This is a genomic window from Bradyrhizobium sp. JR3.5, from assembly GCF_054057015.1.
This window is the reverse complement of record NZ_JBSRYV010000002.1, coordinates 5,445,216-5,466,856: the sequence shown is the minus strand read 5'-3', so window position 1 is coordinate 5,466,856 and position 21,641 is coordinate 5,445,216. Positions and strand designations below refer to the sequence as shown.

Below are 21,641 nucleotides of genomic sequence, written 5' to 3'. Positions count from 1 at the left end.
CCATGCAGCTTTCCGTCAACGGGTCAGATACCTTCATCGCGACCGGCGGCAGGCCGTTCGATGCATCGCTGCCGGCTGTCGTGATGATCCACGGCGCCGGCTTCGATTCCACGACCTGGGCGCTGCACAGCCGCTGGTTCGCCCATCACGGCTATTCCGTGCTGGCGCCGGATCTGCCCGGCCATGGCCGCTCCGCCGGCAAGCCGCTGCCGACCATCGCCGAGATGGCCGACTGGATCGCGGCGCTGATCACCGCCGCCGGCGTGTCGAAGGCGCGGCTGATCGGTCATTCGATGGGCTCGCTGATCGCGATCGAGACGTCCGCACGGCACCCCGACAAGGTCTCCGGCCTCGCGCTGATCGGCACCGCCGCGACCATGACGGTCGGCCCCGACCTCCTGAAGGCGGCCGAAGCCAATGATGCGGCTGCGATCGACATGGTCTCGATCTGGGGCCTCGGCTTCAAGGCCGAGCTCGGCGGCAGCCTCGCGCCCGGCCTGTGGATGCACCAGGGCGCGCGGCGGGTGCTGCAGGAGGCCAAGCCGGGCGTGCTGTACAACGACCTCAACGCCTGCAACGCCTACCAGAACGCGCTCGCCGCCGCGGCCGCGGTCAAGGTGCCCGCGACCTTCATCCTCGGCGAGCGCGACATGATGACGCCCGCCAAGGCCGGCAAGGCGCTCGCCGCCGCGACACCGAATGCGCACACCGTGGTGCTGCCGCGCGCCGGCCACATGATGATGGTCGAGCAACCCGACGAGTTGCTGGCGGCGCTGCAGTAGCGAGCCCTTCCCTTCTCCTCCTCATGTCCGCCGTAGCCTTGGCCAAGGCGGATGTGGGAGGAGGTCGCCATAGGCGGTTCGGCCGCCGTTGTTGAAGGACGCCGATGCTCCGCATCTGTTATGCGCGGTCCGCGCCGGATGAGACGACCGCGTCTGCGTTACAGCCCCCTCAGCCGCTCCGATGCTTTCGCACTCGAAGTGCCCTTTGCCGCGACCACTGGCGACGTTGGGGAACCTCCTTCGAGGGTCAGCTCCCCAAAATATCGAAAACAACCCCATGCAAAGGAGCAGGCGGCCGTCGGCACTCGGAAAAGCAACTTGACGTGTCGGGCAAATCAGCGATATCTTCTATTATTCCGAAATCATGCAAACGCGCCTGCGCAACACCGTACGCGTCCGTCGCGATTGCGGCCGAAAATTCTTATCCACCATGCCATTGCAAGGGCGACTTGGCGGGTAAGCACTCGATCCGTATCAACGACTGATGGCGGGTCGTGTTCCGGTGGACCGACGCGGGTCCGGAGGAGCGGAGATGATCGACCGTCACGAGCCAGGGCGTGTCCTCATGGATCGAGGCGGCTCGGCTCACGCGCGTTGGACGTCTGCTATGGCCCCGACAGGATCGCGAAAGCGGACATTGCCGTAAGTCCGAGAACGGCCAATCGCGTCGTTTGATACAGTCGGCCAGCTACTTCCGGTCTACCGTCAACTTCGGACATGTCGTTGCACTGCGCCAACCGACGCGATGGGCCAGAAGCGGCCGTTTGCCGCACTATCAAGAACGGCCGTCGATAGCGTCTCGGCTCTCCGAAGTGATCAATAGCCATCGGCGAAGCTCAGGTGTCGGCCGCCGAATGCCCTGCTTTGCCCGACGGCCAATCGATCCGGCATGTCGGAAGAGTCCGTATGCGGTGAGGAGCAGCGTGACGATTGCAGTGACGAAGTAACCCGCCGCGAGAAAGACAAAGCAAGCCCCTCCCACAACGCAGAACACGGCGTTCCATAGCAAGTAGAACTCAAGATAAGTTCTGCCGGTCGGGATGCCGCTGCTCATGCTGATCACTTATGCATCCTCGTCATCCGCCGCACCTCCAGTTTGATCTATCCGGCGTGCCGACTAAAGCCATGGTAAAGATCGGGTTAGCCTCATGAAGTTCGGCTCGAACTTTTGTGCTTGCTCAGTTCCGCTAATGGGATGGTCCGGCCGTGCTCCTGCCCTGCCAGCAAGCGAAGCTGGCAAGGGGCGCCAAAGACAAGGAGCACGCCATGTCTGAGACACCCAATACCGCACTCGCCGTGATCGGCATCGATATCGGTAAGAACTCGTTCCACGTCGTGGGCCACGATGCGCGCGGCGCCATCGTGCTACGGCAAAAGTGGTCGCGTGGCCAAGTGGAAGCGCGGCTCGCCAACTTACCGCCCTGCCTGGTCGGCATGGAGGCCTGCGTCGGCGCACATCACCTGAGCCGCAAGCTCGCATCGCTTGGTCACGATGCCAGGTTGATGCCGGCCAAATATGTTCGCCCCTACAGCAAGGGACAGAAGAACGACTTCAACGATGCCGAAGCGATTGCCGAAGCCGTGCAGCGTCCGACGATGAAGTTCGTGGCGACCAAGACCGCGGAGCAACTCGATCTGCAGGCGCTGCATCGGGTGCGCGAGCGGCTGGTGTCGCAACGCACTGGCATCATCAACCAGATTCGCGCTTTTATGCTGGAACGCGGGATCGCCGTGCGCCAGGGTATCGGCTTCCTGCGCACGGAACTGCCCACCATCCTTGCGACGCGCACCGATGCCCTGTCGCCACGCATGTTGCGCGTCATCGAGGAGCTGGCAGGCGACTGGCGCCGGCTGGATCAGCGCATCGATGGCCTATCCGGCGAGATCGAAGCACTGGCCCGTCAAGATCAGGCATGTTCGCGCCTGATGACGGTGCCCGGCATCGGGCCGATCATCTCCAGCGCCATGGTGGCTGCGATCGGCACTGGAGACGTATTCTCCAAAGGCCGCGACTTCGGCGCCTGGCTCGGACTGGTGCCCAAGCAGATCTCGACCGGAGACCGCACCATCCTCGGCAAAATCTCCAGACGCGGCAATCGCTACCTGCGCGTTCTGTTCGTGCAGGCGGCATGGGTTGTGCTGGTCAGGATAAAGGACTGGGAACGTTACGGGCTCAAATCCTGGATCGAAGCCGCCAAAAGGCGGTTGCACCACAACGTTCTGGCGATCGCGCTCGCCAACAAGCTTGCCCGGATCGCCTGGGCGGTGCTGGCTAAGGGACGCGCCTTCGAGCTGACGAGGACCGACGAGACAAGCGTCCGACCCGCCTGATCCTCGCGCCGTGCTCGGCTCGGTCAAGGCGCAGCCTGGCGACGCCAGAGCCCGCCGCAAGTCAGGCGCGACGGCCGGCCTTGACCGCCCCTGCGCGCGACGCGATCGACGTTCTGCAAGGTCGGGACGAAGGAACGGCCCCTGGCTCGAACAAAGGAACTCAGCAATTTGAGGAGCAAGCGATGACGTAACCTATCAACAGCTTCCAGCCGAGGTCTGCGAGAGGATGAGACGAGATGGAGGTTCGGTCTTCCGAGCGCGTGCGAACACTGGTGACCCGAATGGCCCGATCGAGGCCTGTCCGCTAACGAGAACGTACGCGCGCTGATATCCATGATGGCCCGGAGCACCACACGCTCCGATCAGAGGCCGGATACATTGATGCAAGACCGCTCATCGCCAGCTCGACCAAATCTTCTTGCAACGCGCGGCCGGACCATACATATGGGTCAAACTGAGACCTCGCACCGACGGGTCGGCACTTCCGGTCTTCATTCGGAAGCGGACATCGTCACGGCCGTCCGGCATGTCTCGAGAGGGTCCAACAACAGACTCATGCACTGCAGCAAGACGCTCTCGATTTTGGCTTCGCTTTATCGGCGATGGCCGCAGGCAGCGTGTAATGATCGGACGTCAAGCCTCCCAAGCGAAGGATGAGCGGGAGGACTGTTGCCGATCTGCTCGCCAATGTGGCGCTCGATCCGCTTGGAAAGGTCCCGAATTCAAGTTTTGCGCCATGCGCGTGAAGCCAGTGGCAATTAGGACGGCGGCGGCCGTGCAGGCGACGGCCGCGATCAATCGCGCGGGGCCGCTGTCAGTTGGCGAGAGGCGGCTGCGGCGCGATCTTGTTCTGCGCGATGATGGCTTCGGCCCGCGCGAGATTTTCCAGCAGGCGCTGGCTGGTCAAGACAAGGAAGTAATAGCCGAACTGCGGGTTTTGGAAGTAGATCTCGAGCAGCTTTTCGTAGCTGATAGTTAGAACGCGGCCATCCTCGATACATTCGATCGTCGCGGTCCGGCGGTTGTCGGGCGTGAGGAAACCAAGCTCGCCCATCAAACGCCCCGGCGGAAGTTCGACGTTGATTTCGACGACCCGGAATTTGCCGGTGACGGTCAGCAGCATTTCGTTGGCCGCGTCACCTTTCCTCATCAAGATATCGCCCTTGCGATACTTGCGGTCAGTCATGAACGGCTTGAGCCACTCCATCGACATGTCGCCCTGCGTTGCGGTACGCGCCTTCTTCACGAGAGCGAGCATTTGACGGAGACGGTAGGCATTGATGGGAATCATCAGGAAATACAGAAGAAAGGTCGTGACGGCTCCGGTGAGCGCACCGAAGATGGCGAAGAACGCGCAACCGATCATGTTCGCGACCCGCAGCGGCACCATCGTGTGCGTCAGCAATGTGGCGACGAAGAAGATCGCGCCGATCAGGGCGAACATATTGGCAAGCGTGATGTTGTGCAGGAAGAGCTCCAGCAGGCGGTTGAAGATGGCGTCCCAGGTCACGTTGTTCGGATCGAGGCCCATTTGGACCAGAATCTTCGCGAACCTGAGGTTGTCGGTTGCTGCATCGAGGATGCGGTCCAGCATGATGGACATATCTCCTTTTGGAGCCGGTGAAGCCAGCTTACCGGAAGTTGATATTCGCAGCGCAGCAAACTTGACCACCCGACTTCCGAGAATGGGATGGACCGGCCGTGCTCCCGCCAAACCCGCGAGCATACTTGTGGGGGGAATCAGGAGGAGGAACACGCCCATGCCACACAAGTTTGACACCGCAGTCGTCACCATTGGTATCGATCCCGGCAAGAACACACTGCACATGGTTGGCCTCGACGCCCGAGGAGAGATCGTGCTGCGTGAGAAGGTGGCCCGCACCAAAATTGTGTCTCGGCTCGCGAATGTGCCGCCATGCCTGATCGGGATAGAGGCAGGCATGGGAACGCACTATGTGACCCGCGAACTGCTTGCCCTCAACCACGACGTGAGACAGGTGCCGCCGGTCTACGCCAAGCCTTTCCGGCAGACCCACAAGAATGACTTTCGAGATGCGCATGCGGTTGCTGAAGCCGTGCAACGTCCGACGACACGGTGCGTGCCGCCGAAAACGGACGAGCAGCTCGATCTCCAGGCATTGCACCGTGTGCGCTACCGCCTGGTGGGCGAGCGGACCGCGATCATCAATCAGATTCGCTGCTTTCTCCTGGAGCACGGCCTCACCGTGAGGCAACAGCTCCACTGGTTGCGCCATGCATTGCCAGACATCCTTTCCCAACGCACAGACGTCCTGTCACCGCGGATGGTTCGCATCCTAGAAGATCTGGCTCAAGACTGGCGCCGCCTCGACGATCGCATCGAGGCCGTGAGTGGCGAAATCTAAGCGCTTGCCCAGACCACGGAGTCTTGTCGGCACTTGATGACAATACCGGGCATAGGTCCGATCATCTCGAGCGCCGTCGTCGCCGCGATCGGCAATGGCATTGCCTTCACACGCGGCCGCGATTTTGCGGCATGGCTCGGTTTGGTCCCTAAGCAGATATCGACAGGTGATCGAACGATTCTCGGGCGCATCACCAAACGCGGCAATCGCTACCTTCGCATGCTCTTCATGCAGGCCGCTCGCGTCGTTCTGCTGCGACCAAGGAACTGGATGAAGCACGGCTTTGGACCTTGGCTTGCCGCTGCGGCTCAACGCCTACACCATAATGTGCTGGCGACGGCTCTGGCTAACAAGCTGGCTCGCATCGCATGGAGCGTGTTGGCACAACATCGTGTATACGAGACGCGTCTCAGCGCAGCAGCGGTATGACATGAGCTCGCTCTGGTTCACCAAAGGGATGACCGCCACTCTTCTCCGCCACCGTCGCTCGCCCATCGGGGCGAGCGAGCGACGGTGGCTCCGAAGGGATGGCTTCAGTCAATCCTAGAGAACATTTGAAATGGGAGATACCCGCCGAAGTCTGCGAGTTGGATTTGAAGAATGGGAGAACGGTCTCGCCGTCGCGTTCGTGATCTGGTGACCCAATTGGCCTTCGAGGGCCTATCCGAGAATGAGATCGGACGCGCGCGGATATCCATGATGGCCAGGAGCGATCTGCTCCACGCAAGGGCCGGATACAGAAGCGCAAGACCAACCACTGTTCTGAAGATTCAGCTTGCAACGCACGGCCGGTCCATACAGATGGGTCAAACTCGAAAGTCGCGCGGCCTTCCGCCGAAGTCCGCTGGTCCCCGGTGAGCAGTCATCCGTGGGCCGCGCGATGAGGTCCGAAAGGGGCCAGATTCGGACATGCGCGGAATGACGGTTTCATGCCAAAGTAGCGGACCAGCAGCAAGTGCGGGGAGAGCAACCTGCGTGAAGCGTTTTGCTATTTGGGTTTTGGCGGCACTCGCCCTTATCGCGGCGACTCTCTCCGGCTTGTTTGTCTTTAGCCCGACCGCGCGTTTGGTCATGGCCATCGCCATCGCGGAGATTTTCGACTCCGGGCCACCGCCAATCGCGGAGGGTGTCATTACCAAAGAAGACTGGCCGCACTTTGCAGCAGCCAGCAAAAAGTTGACCGAGGTCTTGCAGTCAAAATTTCCAGTTGGGTCAATAGAGGGAAACTTGAAATCGATTTTGGTCGGCCAGGGGTTTCGTCCCCCCGATCCTATACCGTCCAATTGTGTTCCGCCTGGTCAGCAGGTGCCGGTTGGGGTGGCGTACTACCAGTGCTTAACTCCAGAGCAGGAAGAGAGGAGGAAGAGAACTTTGGTCTATAAGTGGGGCGGCGGTGTTTGCATGGAATCCATCTCAGTCATCTGGTCGAGCGATGAACGTGGCGCTCTGACCCATATCGACGGCGGCTACTACGGAGCGTGCCTTTGAAAGAAGGCCATGTCCGTTCTGGGTCAAACTGAGACCTCGCGCCGGCGGGTCGGCACTTCCGGTCTTCGTTCGGAAGCGGATATCGTCACGGCCGTCCGGCATGTCTCAAGAGGGGCCAAGCGGTCATTCACGCCCGTCGAGAGCGAATTCGCTTGCCTTGCTTTGAGTCCTTTTGCACTCTCAGGCAAGGAGGCCGATGCATGAAGATAATGACCATCGCGTGCGCTCTCGGAGCGGCCCTGGTGCTGTGCAACCTCGGGACGTCTGGTGCCGAAGCCCGGGCGCGGAAGGCACAAGTCGTTCATGAACCAAGGAGGATTGTTATCCCGGGGCCCGTGATAAGGCCAACTCCGTGGGATTATTATGTTGTTCCACGATATCGTTATCGCCCTGAAGACGACCGGGTCGATCCATACGCCCCACCCCTGGTGTCATCGTGGCGCCTCTATGAGGGGTGGCGGTGGCCATATTGGTGGTGAACAGCGATCACGCCAGACAGATCGCATTCCGGGGGAAGTGGTGATCGTCCCCTGACGGACGGTGAAGCGTAACGCCAGGATAAGACCGCGCATCGTGATGCCGCGTTGTGGCAGCGGACCGCTACGGGTCACAACCGGCAAAGCTCAGGACGAGCACAAGATTTCCGCTTCGCCGCCAAGACCCGGCATTTTGCACGTTTGTGAGCACAAGCCCTGGTCTAGTCGGTCCACACGGATCGCGTTGCCAAAAACGCTTACGAGCACGACCACGCAGGCGGTCGGAAAGAATTTCCACGCGGTTGCTAGCGGCACACGTCGGACGGCGGAGGCGCTGTTTGTAGTCACTTTCAGACGCAGAACGCTCCCCGAAAAGAAGTTGCACGCCACACCTCTACCCTCGGGAGCCGGCAAGCCACCCTCTCCCACAGGGGGAAAGGGTCAGGCGAGTTCGTGGATCGACCGTGGTCACTGCTTCGCAGGCTTCCTTTCGATCGGATGGATCTCGATCGCGCGGAGGCGGCCGAGGCGAAGAACGTCCATCGACAGGGTCCGGTCGATCCGGCTGTGATCGAGTGCGCGGATCAGATCGTCGACGCCGTGGATCTCGACGCCGTCGAGCCTGATCACGACATCGCCCGGCAACAGACTGGCGCGCGCTGCCGGGCTGTCCGGCTCGATCTGCATCAAGAGCGCGCCCATCTTGTTCTCGACGCCGGCGAGCACCGCGTGGCGCCGCGGCACCGGCGCGGTTTGCCCGGCGACGCCGATATAGGCGCGGCGGACATAGCCGTGGCGGATGATCTCCGACAGCACGAACTGCGCGGTGTTGCTCGCGACCGCAAAGCAGATGCCCTGCGCGCCGTTGATGATCGCGGTGTTGATCCCGATCACCTCACCCTGCGACGACACCAGCGGCCCGCCGGAATTGCCGGGATTGAGCGCGGCGTCGGTCTGGATCACGTCCTCGATGGTGCGCCCGCTGACCGAGCGGATCGAGCGGCCGAGCGCCGACACCACGCCGGCGGTGACCGTCGATTCGAAGCCGAGCGGATTGCCGATCGCGACCACGAGCTGGCCGCGCCGCAGCGTCTTCGAATTGCCGAGCGAGGCGTAGGGCAGATCGCGCGCGCCGTCGGCCCGCAGCAGCGCGAGGTCGGTGTCGGGATCGACGCCGAGCACATGGGCGTCGGTGACGAAGCCCTCGGTGTCGCGCAGCCGGATCTCCTTGGACGATCCGACTACATGGCTGTTGGTCAGCACGAACCCGTCGGGCGAGATCACGATGCCCGAACCGAGGCCGCCGCGCTCGCGCGCGTTGCGCACCTTCGGCCCGGTCTCGACCCGGACCACGGCGGGGCCGACGCGGTCGGTGACGTCGATCACGGCATTGGAATAGGCATCCAGCAAAGCCCGGTCATCAACCTGGGCAGCATCTTCCACCCGCGGTGACGGCCTGTCACCGGCGGCATCTGAGGTAAAATCCAGCATGGCGAGAGTCCTTTGGCCCCCTCAGATGGTGACCTGCTCCCACCGCTGCAAGTGGTTACGTCCCGCACCTGCCCGGTTGGCTAGGGCAAGATGAGTTTGAATCGAAACGGCTCGGCCGCGCACTTGCTTCACCTCTCCCCGATGGGGAGAGGTCGATTTGCGAAGCAAATCAGGTGAGGGGCCGCAGCACTAATGAGGGACCGTAACCCCTCACCCGGCGCGATGCGCCGACCTCTCCCAAGGGAGAGGTGAAGCTTCGCTGTCGGTGCAGATCAGCCTGATCTCGTCAGGCCCTAGGTCGCCCGCCGCAGCGTGCCGCCGCGCGCTTTGACCGGATCGAGCAGCGACCAGTCGCCGTCCGGCAGCACGTGGCCCTTCGGGAACGGCGCACGCAGCTCGAGCCCGAGCGAGCGCAGCACGCGGTCGTCGCGGTAGTAGCATTGCAGCACGACGCGGACGAGCGTCGCCGCGGCGGCGCCGCCACGGCTACGAAACTCCTGCGCCACCGCATCGCGCCTGGCCTCGTCGAGCTCGGCGAGCGGCTTGCCCGCAAGCCGCGCCAGATGATCCAGCGCCTGCGCGACCAGCGCGGTGTCGCGGCCGAGCGTTGCCAGCATGTCGGCCTGGATCGCGGCATCGTCAGCCCCCGGCACCTTGTACTCGGCGCTTTCGGGAACGATCATCGCAGCGACGGTGCGGAGATCGGCGCGCTGGGCTGCGGTCAGTTGTTTGCTATCGGACATGTCGGTCTCTGGCGGTCTCAGTCGAACAGATTGGCGAGGCGCTGCTTCATCTGGTCGGCGATGTAGAGCGCAAGGGCCTGGATGGTGGAGGTCGGGTTCACGCCGCCCGAGGTGACGAAGATGCTGCCGTCGACGATGAACAGGTTCTTCACGTCGTGCGAGCGGCCCCATTCGTTGACCACGGAGCGCGCGGGATCGGTCCCCATCCGCGCGGTGCCGAGCAGATGCCAGCCGCCCCACGGGATCGGATCGTTGATGCAGATATCGGTGGCGCCGGCGGCCTCGAGAATCTCGCGGCCGCGCGCCAGGCCATGGTCCATCATCTTCCGGCTGTTTGCGCTGATCGTGTAGTCGATCTTCGGCGCCGGAATGCCGTGGCTGTCCTTCAGATCAGGATCGAGCGTGACGCGGTTATGCTCCTCCGGCAGATCCTCGCAGATCGCCGACACCGCGAGGCGGATGACCGTTGAGCTTGCGGAACACGCGGTGATGATCCTTGCCCCAGGGCAGGATGCCCTTCTGCTCGCTCGCGACCGCCTCGAACACCGGCCCGGCGCCGCGGCCGAACTGGATGCCGTAGCCGCGGACGAAGCCGCGCGACAGATCGGTGTCGTAGAACTCCTTGCTCCACAGGCAGGTCGGCGGCGCGCGGTTGCTGTCGGTCGGCTCCTTCACGAAGCCATAGACCTGCGCGTAGGGGTGAAACATCAGGTTCTTGCCGACCAGGCCTGACGAGTTGGCGAGGCCACTCGGGAATTTTCCCGACACCGAATTGAGCAGCAGCCGCGGCGTGCCGACGCCGTTGCAGGCGACGATGACGACCTCGGCCGGCTGGAATTGCTCGACGCCATCCTTGTCGTAGTACACGACGCCGGAGGCCATGCCGTGCTCGTTGGTCAGGATCTCGCGAACCCGGCAATGGGTCTTGAGCTCGACCCCGGCGCGGATTGCGTGCGGCCAGTAAGTGATGTCGGTCGAGGCCTTGGCGCCCTGCGCGCAGGCCGGCGTGCAATGGCCGAGATTGATGCAGCGCGCCCTGCCCTCGTAGTCCATCGTCGCAACCGTGGTGTCCGACGGCCACCAGTGCCAGCCGAACTTGTTCATGGCCTTGCCGATCAGCGGGCCGGATAGCCCGAGCGGCTGCTGCGGCATCGGCGGATGGCTGAGCGGCGACAGCGGATCGCCCGACAGGCCCGAGACGCCCATCATGCGATCGTTCTCCTCGAAGAACGGCGTGAGCGCGTCGTAATCGATCGGCCAGTCGTCGGCGACACCGTCGAGCGTCTTCACCTTGAAGTCGGACGGATGCAGCCGCGGCCAGTGCGCGGTGTACATCACCGTCGAGCCGCCGACGGCGTTGAAGTTGACGACCTTGATCGGCGAATTGTCGTCATTGATCGGGTAATCCTCGGGCCGCTTGCGGACGTTCGGGCTGGACGACCACTCGCCGTAGAATTTCCGCCTCCCAGTCGCGGCCGGTGCTCGGATATTCGGCAGGGTTCATCCAGCCACCCTGGTCGAGGCAGAGGATATGCATCTTGGTGTCGGCAAGGCTCCAGGCCACCGCGGCGCCGGAGGCGCCGGCGCCGATGATCAGGACGTCAACGGGATCGTTCTTCATTCTTGTTCCTTGGAGTTTCTTTTTCTGTCATTGCGAGCGAAGCGAAGCAATCCATTGTTTCCTCACGCGGCGAAATGGATTGCTTCGTCGCTTCGCTCCTCGCAATGACGGCCGGTGATGCGGCTCAATTCACGATTCTCACCGGCAAGCTTCGTATACCGCGGATGAAATTGGAATAGAGCCTTTGCGGCGGGCCCATCAGCTCAAAACGCAGATCGCGCGCCAGAACCTCCTCCCAGAGGATGCGCAATTGCTGCTCGGCGAGGCGGTCGCCGACGCAGCGGTGGACACCGGCGCCGAAGGCGAGATGCTGGCGCGGCTTGGCGCGGTCGATGATGAATTCGTCGGCACGCTCGATCTTGTCCTCGTCGCGATTGCCGGAAATGTACCACATCACGACCTTGTCGCCCTTCTTGATCCGGCGGCCGGCCAGTTCGACATCGTTGCGCGCGGTGCGGCGCATGTGTAGCACCGGCGTGTGGTAGCGGATGGTCTCGGACACCAGGTTCGGGATCAGCTCCGGCCTGGCGCGGACCAGCTCGAACTGCTCCGGATTCTCGCACAGCGCCATCAACCCGGCCGACATCGAGTTGCGCGTGGTGTCGTTGCCGCCGACGATCAAAAGCCCGATGGTGCCGATGAACTCGCGCGGCTCCAGATTCCGCGTCGCTTCCGAATGCGCCAGCATCGAGATCAAATCGAAGGTCGGCGGCGCGTCGATCCGCGCATCCCACAGCTTGCGGAAATATTCTCCCATCTTGACCAGCTCGGCGGTGCGTTCAGCCTCCGAATGCACCACCGCGTCTGATGACTCGACGTTGGCGATTGCGACATCGGACCACCAGGTCAGCTTGGCGCGGTCCTCCGCGGGGAAATCGAACAGCGTCGCCAGCATCATGTTGGTGAGGTCGACCGAGACCCGCTCGGCCCAGTCGAAGGTCTCGTTGCGCGGCAGCGCATCGAGCACGGCTGAGGTGCGCTTCCGGATCAAGGCATCGAAATTGGCGAGGTTCGACGGCGCCACGATCGGCGCGACCGTGCGGCGCTGCGCGGTGTGGCCGGGCGGGTCCATGCGGATGAAGCTCGGCCGCTCCTGCCCCTTCGGCTGGTCGGCGACCTGGATACCTCCGAGTTCGGAGGCCGAGGAATAGTTCTGATGATCCAGCTCGACCGCAAAGATGTCGTCGTAGCGCGTCACCGACCAGTACGGACCGTAGGCCGAGGCCTCGCAATAATGCACGGGATCGTCGCGACGGAGCTGCGCGAACAGCGGCCGCCAGGTGTCATCCTGATAAAGCCGGGGGTTGCTGACGTCTGTCGACGTCGGCCTGCGCAGCGCCTCTCCCATCGCTTCACTCCCACCGGTTCCGTCGCCGCTTGGCGGGCGATCGTCTTGTCGGGTCGACGATAGAGGGAATCCCGCGGCTGAGTAAAGCCACGGGGCGGACAGTCCGCCGCGCGGAATGCGCGCAGGCAGGCGCACCCGGCAAATCGCGATGGCAGCCCCGCTGTTCGAGGTTTGTCGGCGGCAAGAAGACCGGCTAGCCTTGCCGGCAATCAACCGATCAGGGAGCAACGACAGGTGGCCGCATTGCGCCAGGACAACAGCCCGCAGACGGCTGCGCTGGACTACGACGTCATCATCATCGGCGCCGGCCTGTCCGGCATGTACCAGCTCTACCGGCTGCGCGAACTCGGCCTCAAGACGCGCGTGTTCGAGGCCGGCACCGGCGTCGGCGGCACCTGGTACTGGAACCGGTATCCCGGCGCGCGCTTCGATTCCGAAAGCTATTCCTACGGCTACTCGTTTTCGAAGGAGCTGCTCGACGAATGGGAATGGTCCGAGCATTTCGCCGGTCAGCCCGAGACCTTGCGCTACTGCAACTACGTGGCCGACAAGTTCGATCTGCGCCGCGACATCCAGTTCGAGAGCCGCGTCACGTCCGCGATCTACCAGGACGACACGCGAAGCTGGCAGGTCACGCTGGAGAACGGCGCGCGCCATAGCTGCCGATTCCTGATCACCGCGATCGGCCCGCTGTCGACGCCGACCCTGCCGCGCATCGAGGGCCGCGATGATTTCAAGGGCCAGTCGTTTCACACCGCGCGCTGGCCGAAAGGAAAGGTGGATTTCACCGGCAAGCGCGTCGCCGTGATCGGCACCGGCGCGACCGGTATCCAGACCATCCAGACCATCGCCGGCGAGGTCGGCCACCTCACCGTGTTCCAGCGCACCGCCAATTGGGCGGCGCCGCTGCACAACGGCAAGATCGATGCGGAGACGCAAGGCAAGATCAAGGCCGGCTATCCCAAGATCTTCGCGCGTTGCAAGGAGACTTTTGCCTGCTTCGTCCATACACCCGACCCGCGCGGCGCCTTCGAGGTCAGCGACGCCGAGCGCGAGGCATTTTATGAGAAGCTCTACGGCGAGCGCGGCTTCGGCATCTGGCAGGGCAACTTCAAGGATATCCTGATCGACCGCGAGGCGAATGCGACGATCAGCGACTTCGTCGCGCGCAAGATCCGCGAGCGCGTGAAGAACCAGGCCGTCGCCGAGAAGCTGATCCCGAAGAATCACGGCTTCGGCACGCGACGGCTGCCGCTCGAGACCTTCTATTACGAGGTCTACAACCGCGACAATGTCGAACTCGTCGATCTGAAGCAGACGCCGATCGCGCGGATCACGCCCGAGGGTATCCGGACGACCGACAAGGACTACGCCTTCGACATCATCATCTATGCCACCGGCTTCGATGCCATCACCGGCAGCTTCGACAACATCGATTTTCGCGGCGCGCACGGCGCAAGGCTGAAAGAAAAATGGACGCACGGCCCGGAAACCTATCTCGGGCTGATGGTCGACGGCTTTCCCAACATGATGATGCTGATGGGCCCGCACACCGCGCTCGGCAACATCCCGCGCAGCATCGAATACAGCGTCGACTGGGTCACCGGCCTGCTCCGCTTCGCGCAAGAGAAAGGCCTGACCTTCCTCGACGCCACCCCCGAAGGCACCGCCGACTGGACCGATCATGTCAAGGCGCTCGGTGTCGGGCTCTTGTCCAACGAGGTCGATTCCTGGATGACTGGCATCAACCGCAATGTCGAGGGCAAGCAGAGGCGCATCGTCGCCCGCTACAGCGGCAGCGCGCCGGCGTATCGTGCGAGGTGTGATGAGGTGGCGGCGAAGGGATACGCGGAGTTGCGGTTGGGGTGAGCTTGGGATCGCTCTCTCGGTGATGCGAGGCGCCTGCCCCATCCATCCCCGTCGTCCTGGCGAAAGCCAGGACCCATAACCACCGCATTCAGTGATGAACGGGATCATGGCCTCAGCATCGCGCAATAATTGAGATTTGGGGTAATGGGTCCTGGCTTTCGCCAGGACGACACGGTGTTTGTCGCACGATCCGTGCGTCACATGCCAAGAGGTTTGCCACGTCAGGCAACTCAGCCCCGTAGGATGGGTCGAGCGAAGCGATACCCATCATTTGCACCGCGGATGAAGAATTGATTGGTTTCGCTTCGCTCGACCCATCCTACGCATCGAACTTCGCTACCACGCATCGATACACGGACGCTTGCGGTGCGTGCGCGGCTCTACCTTCGGCACCGAGCGCAGGCCGGCCATGATCCAATGCCTGGTGTCGGCGGGGTCGATCACCTCATCGATCTCGAGCACCGAAGCGATCGAGACCGCCTTGCCGTTGGCGTAGAGCTCGGCGACCTTGGTCTGGAAGTACTTCTCGCGCTCGAGGGGGTCCGCGATCGCCTCCATCTCCTTGCGGAAGCCGAGGCGGACATAGCCTTCCAGGCCCATGCCGCCGAATTCGCCGGTCGGCCACGCCACCGTGAAGAACGAGGCGTGGAAGCCGCCGCCGATCATCGATTGCGCGCCGAGGCCATAGCCCTTGCGCAGCACGACGCCGAACAGCGGCACCGTGATGCTGGCGCCGGTGACGAACATCCGCGCGACATGGCGCACGATCGCGGTCTTCTCTGCCTCGGGACCGACCATGAAGCCCGGCGTGTCGCACAGTGAGACGATCGGGATGTCGAAGGCGTCGCACAGCTGCATGAAGCGCGCGGCCTTGTCGCCGGCTGCGGCGTCGATCGCGCCGCCGAGATGTTTTGGATTGTTGGCGATCAGGCCGAACGGCTTGCCCTCGATGCGGATGAAGGCCGTGATCATGCCGACGCCGAAATCGCGCCGGATCTCCAGCACCGAGCCCTCGTCGGCGATCAGGTCGATCACGTTGCGGATGTCGTAGACCCTTAAGCGATTTTCCGGGATCGCGCGGCGCAGCAGCCGCTGGTCCGGCGCTTTCCAGTCCGCAACCGCGCCCTGGAAGTAGGATAGATATTTCTGCGCAACCGCCGTCGCCTCTTCCTCGTCCTCGACCAGGATGTCGATCACGCCGTTCGGCGACTGGAACGTAACAGGGCCGACCTCGGCCGGATGGTAGACGCCGAGCCCGCCGCCCTCGATCATCGCCGGACCGCCCATGCCGATCGAGGCGTTTTTGGTCGCGATGATGACGTCGCAGACGCCGAGCATCGCGGCGTTGCCGGCGAAGCAATAGCCCGAGACCACGCCGATGACGGGCACGAGGCCGGAGAGCTTGGCGAACTGCACGAAGGACGGGCCGTCGAGGCCGGTCATGCCGAGCCGGTCGGTATCGCCGGGCCGGCCTCCGCCGCCTTCGGCATAGAACACCAGCGGCATGCGCCACTGCTCGGCGAGACCGAGCATGCGGTCGATCTTCTTATGGTTCATATGGCCCTGGGTGCCGGCGAGCACGGTGTAGTCGTAGGAGATCACCATGCAGCGCGCGCCGTCAGCGCCGAAATCCCTGGCGTTGACGGTGGCGACGCCCGCGATCAGGCCATCAGCCGGCGTGTTCTTGATGAGGTCCTCGACCTTGCGGCGGCGGCGTTGCGCCGCGATCGCGAGCGAGCCGTATTCGACAAACGAACCCTCGTCGACCAGCTGCGCGATGTTCTCGCGCGCGGTGCGCTGGTTGGTCTTGCGGCGGCGCTCGACCGACGCCGGGCGGTTCTCGTCCAGCGTGATCGCCTTGCGCGCGATCAGTTCACCGAGATCAGGGCGGATGTGATCGAGATCGATCGCAGCCTCTTCCGCCGCATGATGGCCGTCGACCTCGGCAGGCTCCAGGAACAGGATCGGCTCGCCATGCATCAGGGTGACGCCGGGGCCACCGGCGATCTTCGTCACCCGGCCGCCATGCGGCGCGGCAACGAGATGCTCCATCTTCATCGATTCCAGCACCGCGATCTGCTGGCCGGGGCGGACCAGATCGCCCTCCGTGACCTCGATCGCCACGATCGTGCCCTGCAACGGCGCGGGCACCGGGAGCGATCCCTCGGGCGCCGCCTCGGTGGCGACGGACCTGGTCGTCGCCGCCTCGCTGACGTCGATCAAGGGTGCGGCGAGATCGCTGGCCGCGCCGACCAGCGCCGCCACATGCGTATCGATGAAGTTGGTGCTGATCTTGTTCCGGGCAAAGCTCTGATGCGCCAGGATTGCGCTGAGGAACGGGATGTTGGTGGCGACGCCGCCGATGCGGAATTCGCGCAAGGTGCGCGACGCCTTGTGCACCACGTCGGTCCATTTCAGGCTCGGCGAATGCACGATGACCTTTGCCAGCAGCGAGTCGAACGCGGCGCTGGTCCGGTAGCCGGAATAGCCGAACGTATCGACCCGGACGCCGGGTCCTGACGGCAGGTCGAAGACGGCCAGCGTGCCGCCGGTCGGCTTCGTCACGCCCTTCTCGTCCATCACCTCCATGTTGACGCGCAGCTGCATGGCATAGCCGCGCGGCAGCGGCACCGCTGATTGCGCCAGCCCGAGCGAAGCCAGCGTTGCGCCCGCGGCGACCGCGAGCTGCGACCGCACGAGGTCGACGCTCAGCACCGCCTCGGTGACGGTGTGCTCGACCTGGAGCCGCGGATTGGCCTCGATGAAGGCGAAGGCGCCCTCGCCCTCACCGGCCTCGTCATCGACAAGGAATTCGAAGGTGCCGAGATTGTCGTAGCGCGCGGCGGCGGCGAGCTGCTTCGCCGCCTCGATGATGCGCGCGCGCAAGCCATCGCTCAATGACGGGCTCGGCGCCACCTCGATGAGTTTCTGGTTGCGGCGCTGGATGGTGCATTCGCGCTCCCAGAGATGGCTGATCGCACCATGACGATCGCCGATGATCTGCACCTCGATATGACGTGCCTTGCGGATCAGCCGCTCGACATAGACCGCGTCGTTGCCGAACGCCGCCTTGGCCTCCGACTGGCAGCGCGCATAGGCTTCATCGAGCTTCGCCAGGTCCTCGACCACGCGCATGCCGCGCCCGCCGCCGCCCGCGATCGCCTTGATCATCACGGCAGCATTGGCGCCGAGCGAGGTGACGAAGGCTTTTGCCTCGTCCAACGTCGTTGCGCCTGACGTGCCGGCGATGATCGGCACGCCGCATGTTTTCGCCAATGCCTTTGCCTTAGCCTTGTCGCCGAACAGATCGAGCGCCTCCGGCGACGGGCCGACGAAGACGATCTTCTCCTCGGCGCAGCGCCGCGCCAGCTGCGTGTTCTCGCTGAGGAAGCCATAGCCTGGATGCAGCGCGTCGCAGCCGGTGACCCTGGCCGCCGCGATGACAGCCTCGATATCGAGATACGCCCGCGCGCCGCGGCCGGGGATCTCCTGACTCGCATCAGCGGATCGGACATGCAGCGAGGCCGCATCGTCGGCGGGATAGATCGCGACAGTGGCGATACCGCTCTCGGCCGCGGCGCGGGCAATGCGGATCGCGATCTCACCGCGGTTGGCAATCAGCAATTTCTTGAACGACATGATCATTCCACCAAAGGTCAACGATCCTTCATGGTCGGATCGAGCACAACACGCAAGGATTCCCCGAGCGCGTTGAACGCCAGGGAGACGACGAGAATGGCAAGGCCCGGCGCATACATCTGCTCCGGAGCGATTTCCATATATTGATAGGCGCGCGCCAGCATGGCGCCCCAGCTCGGGTCCGGCGGCTGGATGCCGAGACCGAGGAACGACAGGCTGGCCTCCGCCAGGAGCGCCGCGGCGAGCAGCAGCGTCACCTGCACGATGACCGGCTGCAGCGTGTTCGGCAGTACGTGGCGCCACAGCACATGCCAGGTCGGCGCGCCAAAGCCCCTGGAGGCGTCGACATAGAGCTCCTGCCGCACGATCAGGGAGCGGGCGCGGACGATGCGCGCCAGCGCCGGAAACATCGTGATGCCGATCGCGATCATGCCGTTGGTAAGCCCGATGCCGAGCGCGCCGGTGACCGCGATCGCCAGCACGATCGCGGGAAACGACAGGAAGGTGTCGATGATCCGGCTGATGGTGTCGTCGATCCAGCCGCCGAAATAGCCGGCGACGAGGCCGACCGGCAGCCCGATCAGGACCGCGACGCCGACCGCAAGCAGGCTGGCATAGACGGTGGCCGGCGCGCCGTAGATCAGGCGGGAGAAGATGTCGCGGCCGAGATCGTCGGTGCCGAGCAGATGCAACGGCCCCGGCGGCGCCAGCATGTTGTTGACGTCCTGCGCGGTCGGCGCGTAAGGCGCGATCCAGGGCGCGCCGATTGCCACGATCACGAGCACCGAGAGTACCAGGATCGACAACGCCGCGCGCAGATCGCCGGCGAGCCAGCGCAGGAAACGCCGAAGCCGGGTCGGCTTGGCCGGCATCTTGAGCGGAGCGAGCGCAGTGTCGGTCATTGCTCGATCCTCGGATCGACCGCGGCACAGAGCAGGTCGGTGATCAAATTCACCGCGATCACGACCACCACCATGGTGAAGACCACGCCTTGCACGATCGGGAAATCACGCTGGATCGCACCGCGCACGATCAGGCTGCCGAGGCCGGGGATGGCGAACACCGCCTCGATCACGACGGTTGCCGCCAGCATGCGGTTGACCAGCAGGCTGATGATGGTGAGTAGATTGACGCCGACATTCTTCAGGCCATGCTGCCAGAGGATGCGGGACGTCGACAGCCCCTTGGCATGCAGCGTACGGACATATTGCGAGGACAGCACCTCCAGCAGCGCACCGCGCAGCTGGCGCGCAACCTCGGCCATGCCATAGGCCGCGATCGCGACGGCGGGCAGCAGCGCATGCCGGATCGCATCGATCGGCGAGGCGCTGAAGGATTTTGCGCCGGTCGCCGGCAGCCAGTTCAGCTTCAGCGAGAATTCCGCCACCAGAATCATCGCAAGCCAGAAGCCGGGCACCGCGACGCCGAGCGAGGCGATCATGCTGATCAGCTTGTCGACCCAGCCGTTCGGTTTGATCGCGGCGATCACGCCCATCGGAATCCCCGTGACCAGCGCCAGCAGCAGCGCGATCACGACGATCAGCAGCGTATTCGGGAACGCACGCCCGATCGAGACCGCGACCTTCTCGCCGGTCAGAAGCGATTGCGAGAGATCGCCCTGCGCGACATGGCCGAGCCAGGCGCCATATTGCACCAGGAACGGCCGGTCGAGGCCGTAGATTGCCCTGATCTCGGTGATCCGCGCGTCGGTCGCGTTGTCGCCGGCCAGCGTCACGGCGATGTCGCCGGGCACCAGCTTGAGCAGCGCAAACACCATGAAGGTCGCGAGCAGGATCACGGGCAGCGCCTGCACCAGGCGGCTGCCGATGACCTTGACTGGTGACCGTCGTGCCATGGTTCAGCCTTCGAGCCAGACGTCGTCGTATTTCGGCTTGCCAAGCAGATTGGGCCGATAGCCCTGCACCTTCTTGTTCATGGCAACCAGCTCGAACTGGAACGCCAGCGGCGCGACAAAGGCGTTTTCCATCACCAGCCGCTGCACGGCGGCGAACGCCTTGCGCCTGACCTCGATATCTTCCGATGCGCGCGATTCCTTGATCGCGGCCTCGAGTTCGGCCGGCACCGGCGCGCGACCGCCATTGTAATAGGCGTCCTTGGTGAACATCAAAGAATAGGTCAGGCTCGGGTCGGGCCGTCCGGTCCAGGCCGAGAGCAGCCCGGCCCCCTTCTTCTCCGGACCGAAGAACGCGGCAGAGGCCTCCGCGATCGGCGCGTTGACGAAGCGCACATTCATGCCGGCCTTGCGCAACTGCTCGATCAGGATCTCCTGACGCTGCACCGAATCCTGGTCCGGATAGCCGCCGAGCTCGATCGGGGGGCCCTCCTTTAAGCCAGCCTCGGCGAGGAGCTTGCGTGCCTTGTCGGGATCGTAGGGATAGAGTTTGGCGACCTCGGCATCATAGGCCCAATGCGCCTTCGGCAAGTTCATGTAGGCGGGCTCCGCGAGGCCGGCGAGCGCGGCCTTGACGAAGGACTCGCGGTCGATCGCGAAGTTGAGCGCCTGGCGAACCTTGACGTTGTCGAACGGCGGCTTGGCCCAGTTGAGGAAAATCTGGAGCACATAGAGCGTCGGGCCGTGCACCACCTTGACGCTCGAGGCGCGCTCGATGATCGCCTTCTGCCGCGGCGGCAATTGATAGATCAGATCGTTCTGCCCGGCGGTGACCGAGCGCGCGCCGGTGGTGAGCTCGGGAATGATCGAGAACTCGATGCCGTCCGGCCAGGGCCGGTCCGGCTTCCGATATTTCTCGTTGCGCTTGACCACGATCTTCTCGCCGTCGGCCCAGCTCACGAAGGCGTAGGCGCCGGCGCCGACCGGCTTGCGCGTCACGACGCCGCCCTCGGCCGCCTTCAGCGCGGTCGGCGAGACCATCATGCCGGCGCGATCGGAGAGAATGCCGGGCAGCGCGGTATCCGGCGTCTTCAGCTTCAAGGTCACCTGCTGCGGGCCGGTGACCTCGACCGAGGCGACCGAGAGCAGGTCGGCCTTGATGTTCGACTTCGCATCGCTCCGGCTGCGATCGAGGTTGAACTTGACAGCTTCCGCATCGAGCGGCGTGCCGTCATGGAAAGTGACGCCTGAGCGGATGTTGAGCACCAGCGTGTTGGGATCGGTGAACTTCCAGCTCTCCGCAAGCCCCGGCTTCGGCTTCAGCGTCTCGAACTCCCATTCGGTCAGCGTGTCGTACATCGTGAACAGGAAGGCGTGGTCGGAGCCGGCGCCGCCGGTTGCCGGATCGAGGCTCGACGGATTGGCCGGCGCTGATATCCGCAAGGTGACGCCCTTCTTCGGCGCGGCTTGCGCGAATGCACTGCCACCGAGTGTGGTGCCGGCCAGCGCAGCCGAGATCAGCGCCATGGCCTCGCGTCGTGTCGTCATCGTCATGGCGTTGTCTCCAGTGTTGTTTGGAGCATGATCTTCTCGGAAAACCACTTCATACTTTTCCGG

Annotated in this window: 13 protein-coding genes and 2 pseudogenes; 5 read left to right on the top strand and 10 right to left on the bottom strand. The window is 63.8% G+C overall.

Going from position 1 to position 21,641, the window contains the following annotated elements:
- The first annotated feature begins 2 nt into the window (after positions 1-2).
- Positions 3-782: an alpha/beta fold hydrolase gene (locus ACVWW1_RS43075; RefSeq protein ID WP_456660065.1), complete on the top strand. Its 780-nt coding sequence runs from the start codon at positions 3-5 to the stop codon at positions 780-782.
- A gap of 775 nt (positions 783-1,557) precedes the next feature.
- Here ACVWW1_RS43075 and ACVWW1_RS43070 read toward each other — a convergent pair.
- Positions 1,558-1,836: a hypothetical protein gene (locus ACVWW1_RS43070; RefSeq protein WP_456660064.1), complete on the bottom strand. Its 279-nt coding sequence runs from the start codon at positions 1,834-1,836 to the stop codon at positions 1,558-1,560.
- A 212-nt stretch (positions 1,837-2,048) separates the two neighbouring features.
- Here ACVWW1_RS43070 and ACVWW1_RS43065 point away from each other — a divergent pair, with 212 nt between their 5' ends.
- Positions 2,049-3,113 (top strand): IS110 family RNA-guided transposase, encoded by a 1,065-nt coding sequence (locus tag ACVWW1_RS43065; RefSeq protein WP_456655926.1) that lies wholly within the window; start codon positions 2,049-2,051, stop codon positions 3,111-3,113.
- An 814-nt stretch (positions 3,114-3,927) separates the two neighbouring features.
- Here ACVWW1_RS43065 and ACVWW1_RS43060 read toward each other — a convergent pair.
- Positions 3,928-4,716 (bottom strand): cyclic nucleotide-binding domain-containing protein, encoded by a 789-nt coding sequence (locus ACVWW1_RS43060; RefSeq protein WP_176535150.1) that lies wholly within the window; start codon positions 4,714-4,716, stop codon positions 3,928-3,930.
- Between the two features lie 157 nt (positions 4,717-4,873).
- Between ACVWW1_RS43060 and ACVWW1_RS43055 the strand changes: the two are divergent.
- A pseudogene (locus tag ACVWW1_RS43055) lies at positions 4,874-5,926 on the top strand (IS110 family RNA-guided transposase).
- 546 nt (positions 5,927-6,472) lie between these two features.
- On the top strand, positions 6,473-6,985 hold the full coding sequence (locus ACVWW1_RS43050; protein WP_456660063.1) for a hypothetical protein: 513 nt from the start codon (positions 6,473-6,475) through the stop codon (positions 6,983-6,985).
- 944 nt (positions 6,986-7,929) lie between these two features.
- Here the strand turns inward: ACVWW1_RS43050 and ACVWW1_RS43045 are convergent.
- From ACVWW1_RS43045 to ACVWW1_RS43030, 4 genes and pseudogenes are all read right to left on the bottom strand, one after another.
- Positions 7,930-8,952 carry a S1C family serine protease gene (locus ACVWW1_RS43045; RefSeq protein ID WP_456660062.1) on the bottom strand — a complete coding sequence of 341 codons (1,023 nt, stop codon included), beginning with the start codon at positions 8,950-8,952 and terminating at the stop codon, positions 7,930-7,932.
- Positions 8,953-9,245: 293 nt separating this feature from the next.
- A complete protein-coding gene (locus ACVWW1_RS43040) occupies positions 9,246-9,695 on the bottom strand; it encodes a hypothetical protein (RefSeq protein WP_456660061.1) in 450 nt (149 codons plus the stop codon).
- Between the two features lie 17 nt (positions 9,696-9,712).
- Positions 9,713-11,316: pseudogene (locus tag ACVWW1_RS43035) on the bottom strand (GMC family oxidoreductase).
- A 124-nt stretch (positions 11,317-11,440) separates the two neighbouring features.
- A complete protein-coding gene (locus ACVWW1_RS43030) occupies positions 11,441-12,664 on the bottom strand; it encodes a cytochrome P450 (RefSeq protein WP_456660060.1) in 1,224 nt (407 codons plus the stop codon).
- Positions 12,665-12,898: 234 nt separating this feature from the next.
- On the opposite strand from ACVWW1_RS43030, the gene ACVWW1_RS43025 reads away from it, so the two are divergent.
- Positions 12,899-14,533: a flavin-containing monooxygenase gene (locus tag ACVWW1_RS43025; RefSeq protein ID WP_456660059.1), complete on the top strand. Its 1,635-nt coding sequence runs from the start codon at positions 12,899-12,901 to the stop codon at positions 14,531-14,533.
- A 336-nt stretch (positions 14,534-14,869) separates the two neighbouring features.
- Here ACVWW1_RS43025 and ACVWW1_RS43020 read toward each other — a convergent pair whose 3' ends face one another.
- From ACVWW1_RS43020 to ACVWW1_RS43005, 4 genes are read right to left on the bottom strand one after another with little or no spacing between them, the layout of a single operon-like run.
- Positions 14,870-18,172, bottom strand: coding sequence for a carboxyl transferase domain-containing protein (locus ACVWW1_RS43020; RefSeq protein ID WP_456660058.1), 3,303 nt, complete (start codon positions 18,170-18,172; stop codon positions 14,870-14,872).
- A 17-nt stretch (positions 18,173-18,189) separates the two neighbouring features.
- The gene (locus ACVWW1_RS43015; RefSeq protein WP_207836016.1) at positions 18,190-19,074 is read right to left on the bottom strand and encodes an ABC transporter permease; all 885 of its coding nucleotides are present in this window, start codon (positions 19,072-19,074) and stop codon (positions 18,190-18,192) included.
- The gene (locus ACVWW1_RS43010) at positions 19,071-20,027 is read right to left on the bottom strand and encodes an ABC transporter permease (protein WP_456660057.1); all 957 of its coding nucleotides are present in this window, start codon (positions 20,025-20,027) and stop codon (positions 19,071-19,073) included. Before ACVWW1_RS43010 ends, ACVWW1_RS43015 begins: the two co-directional genes overlap by 4 nt.
- Before the next feature lie 3 nt (positions 20,028-20,030).
- Positions 20,031-21,578, bottom strand: a complete 1,548-nt coding sequence (locus tag ACVWW1_RS43005; RefSeq protein ID WP_456660056.1) for an ABC transporter substrate-binding protein — start codon at positions 21,576-21,578, stop codon at positions 20,031-20,033.
- Between the last annotated feature and the right edge of the window lie 63 nt (positions 21,579-21,641).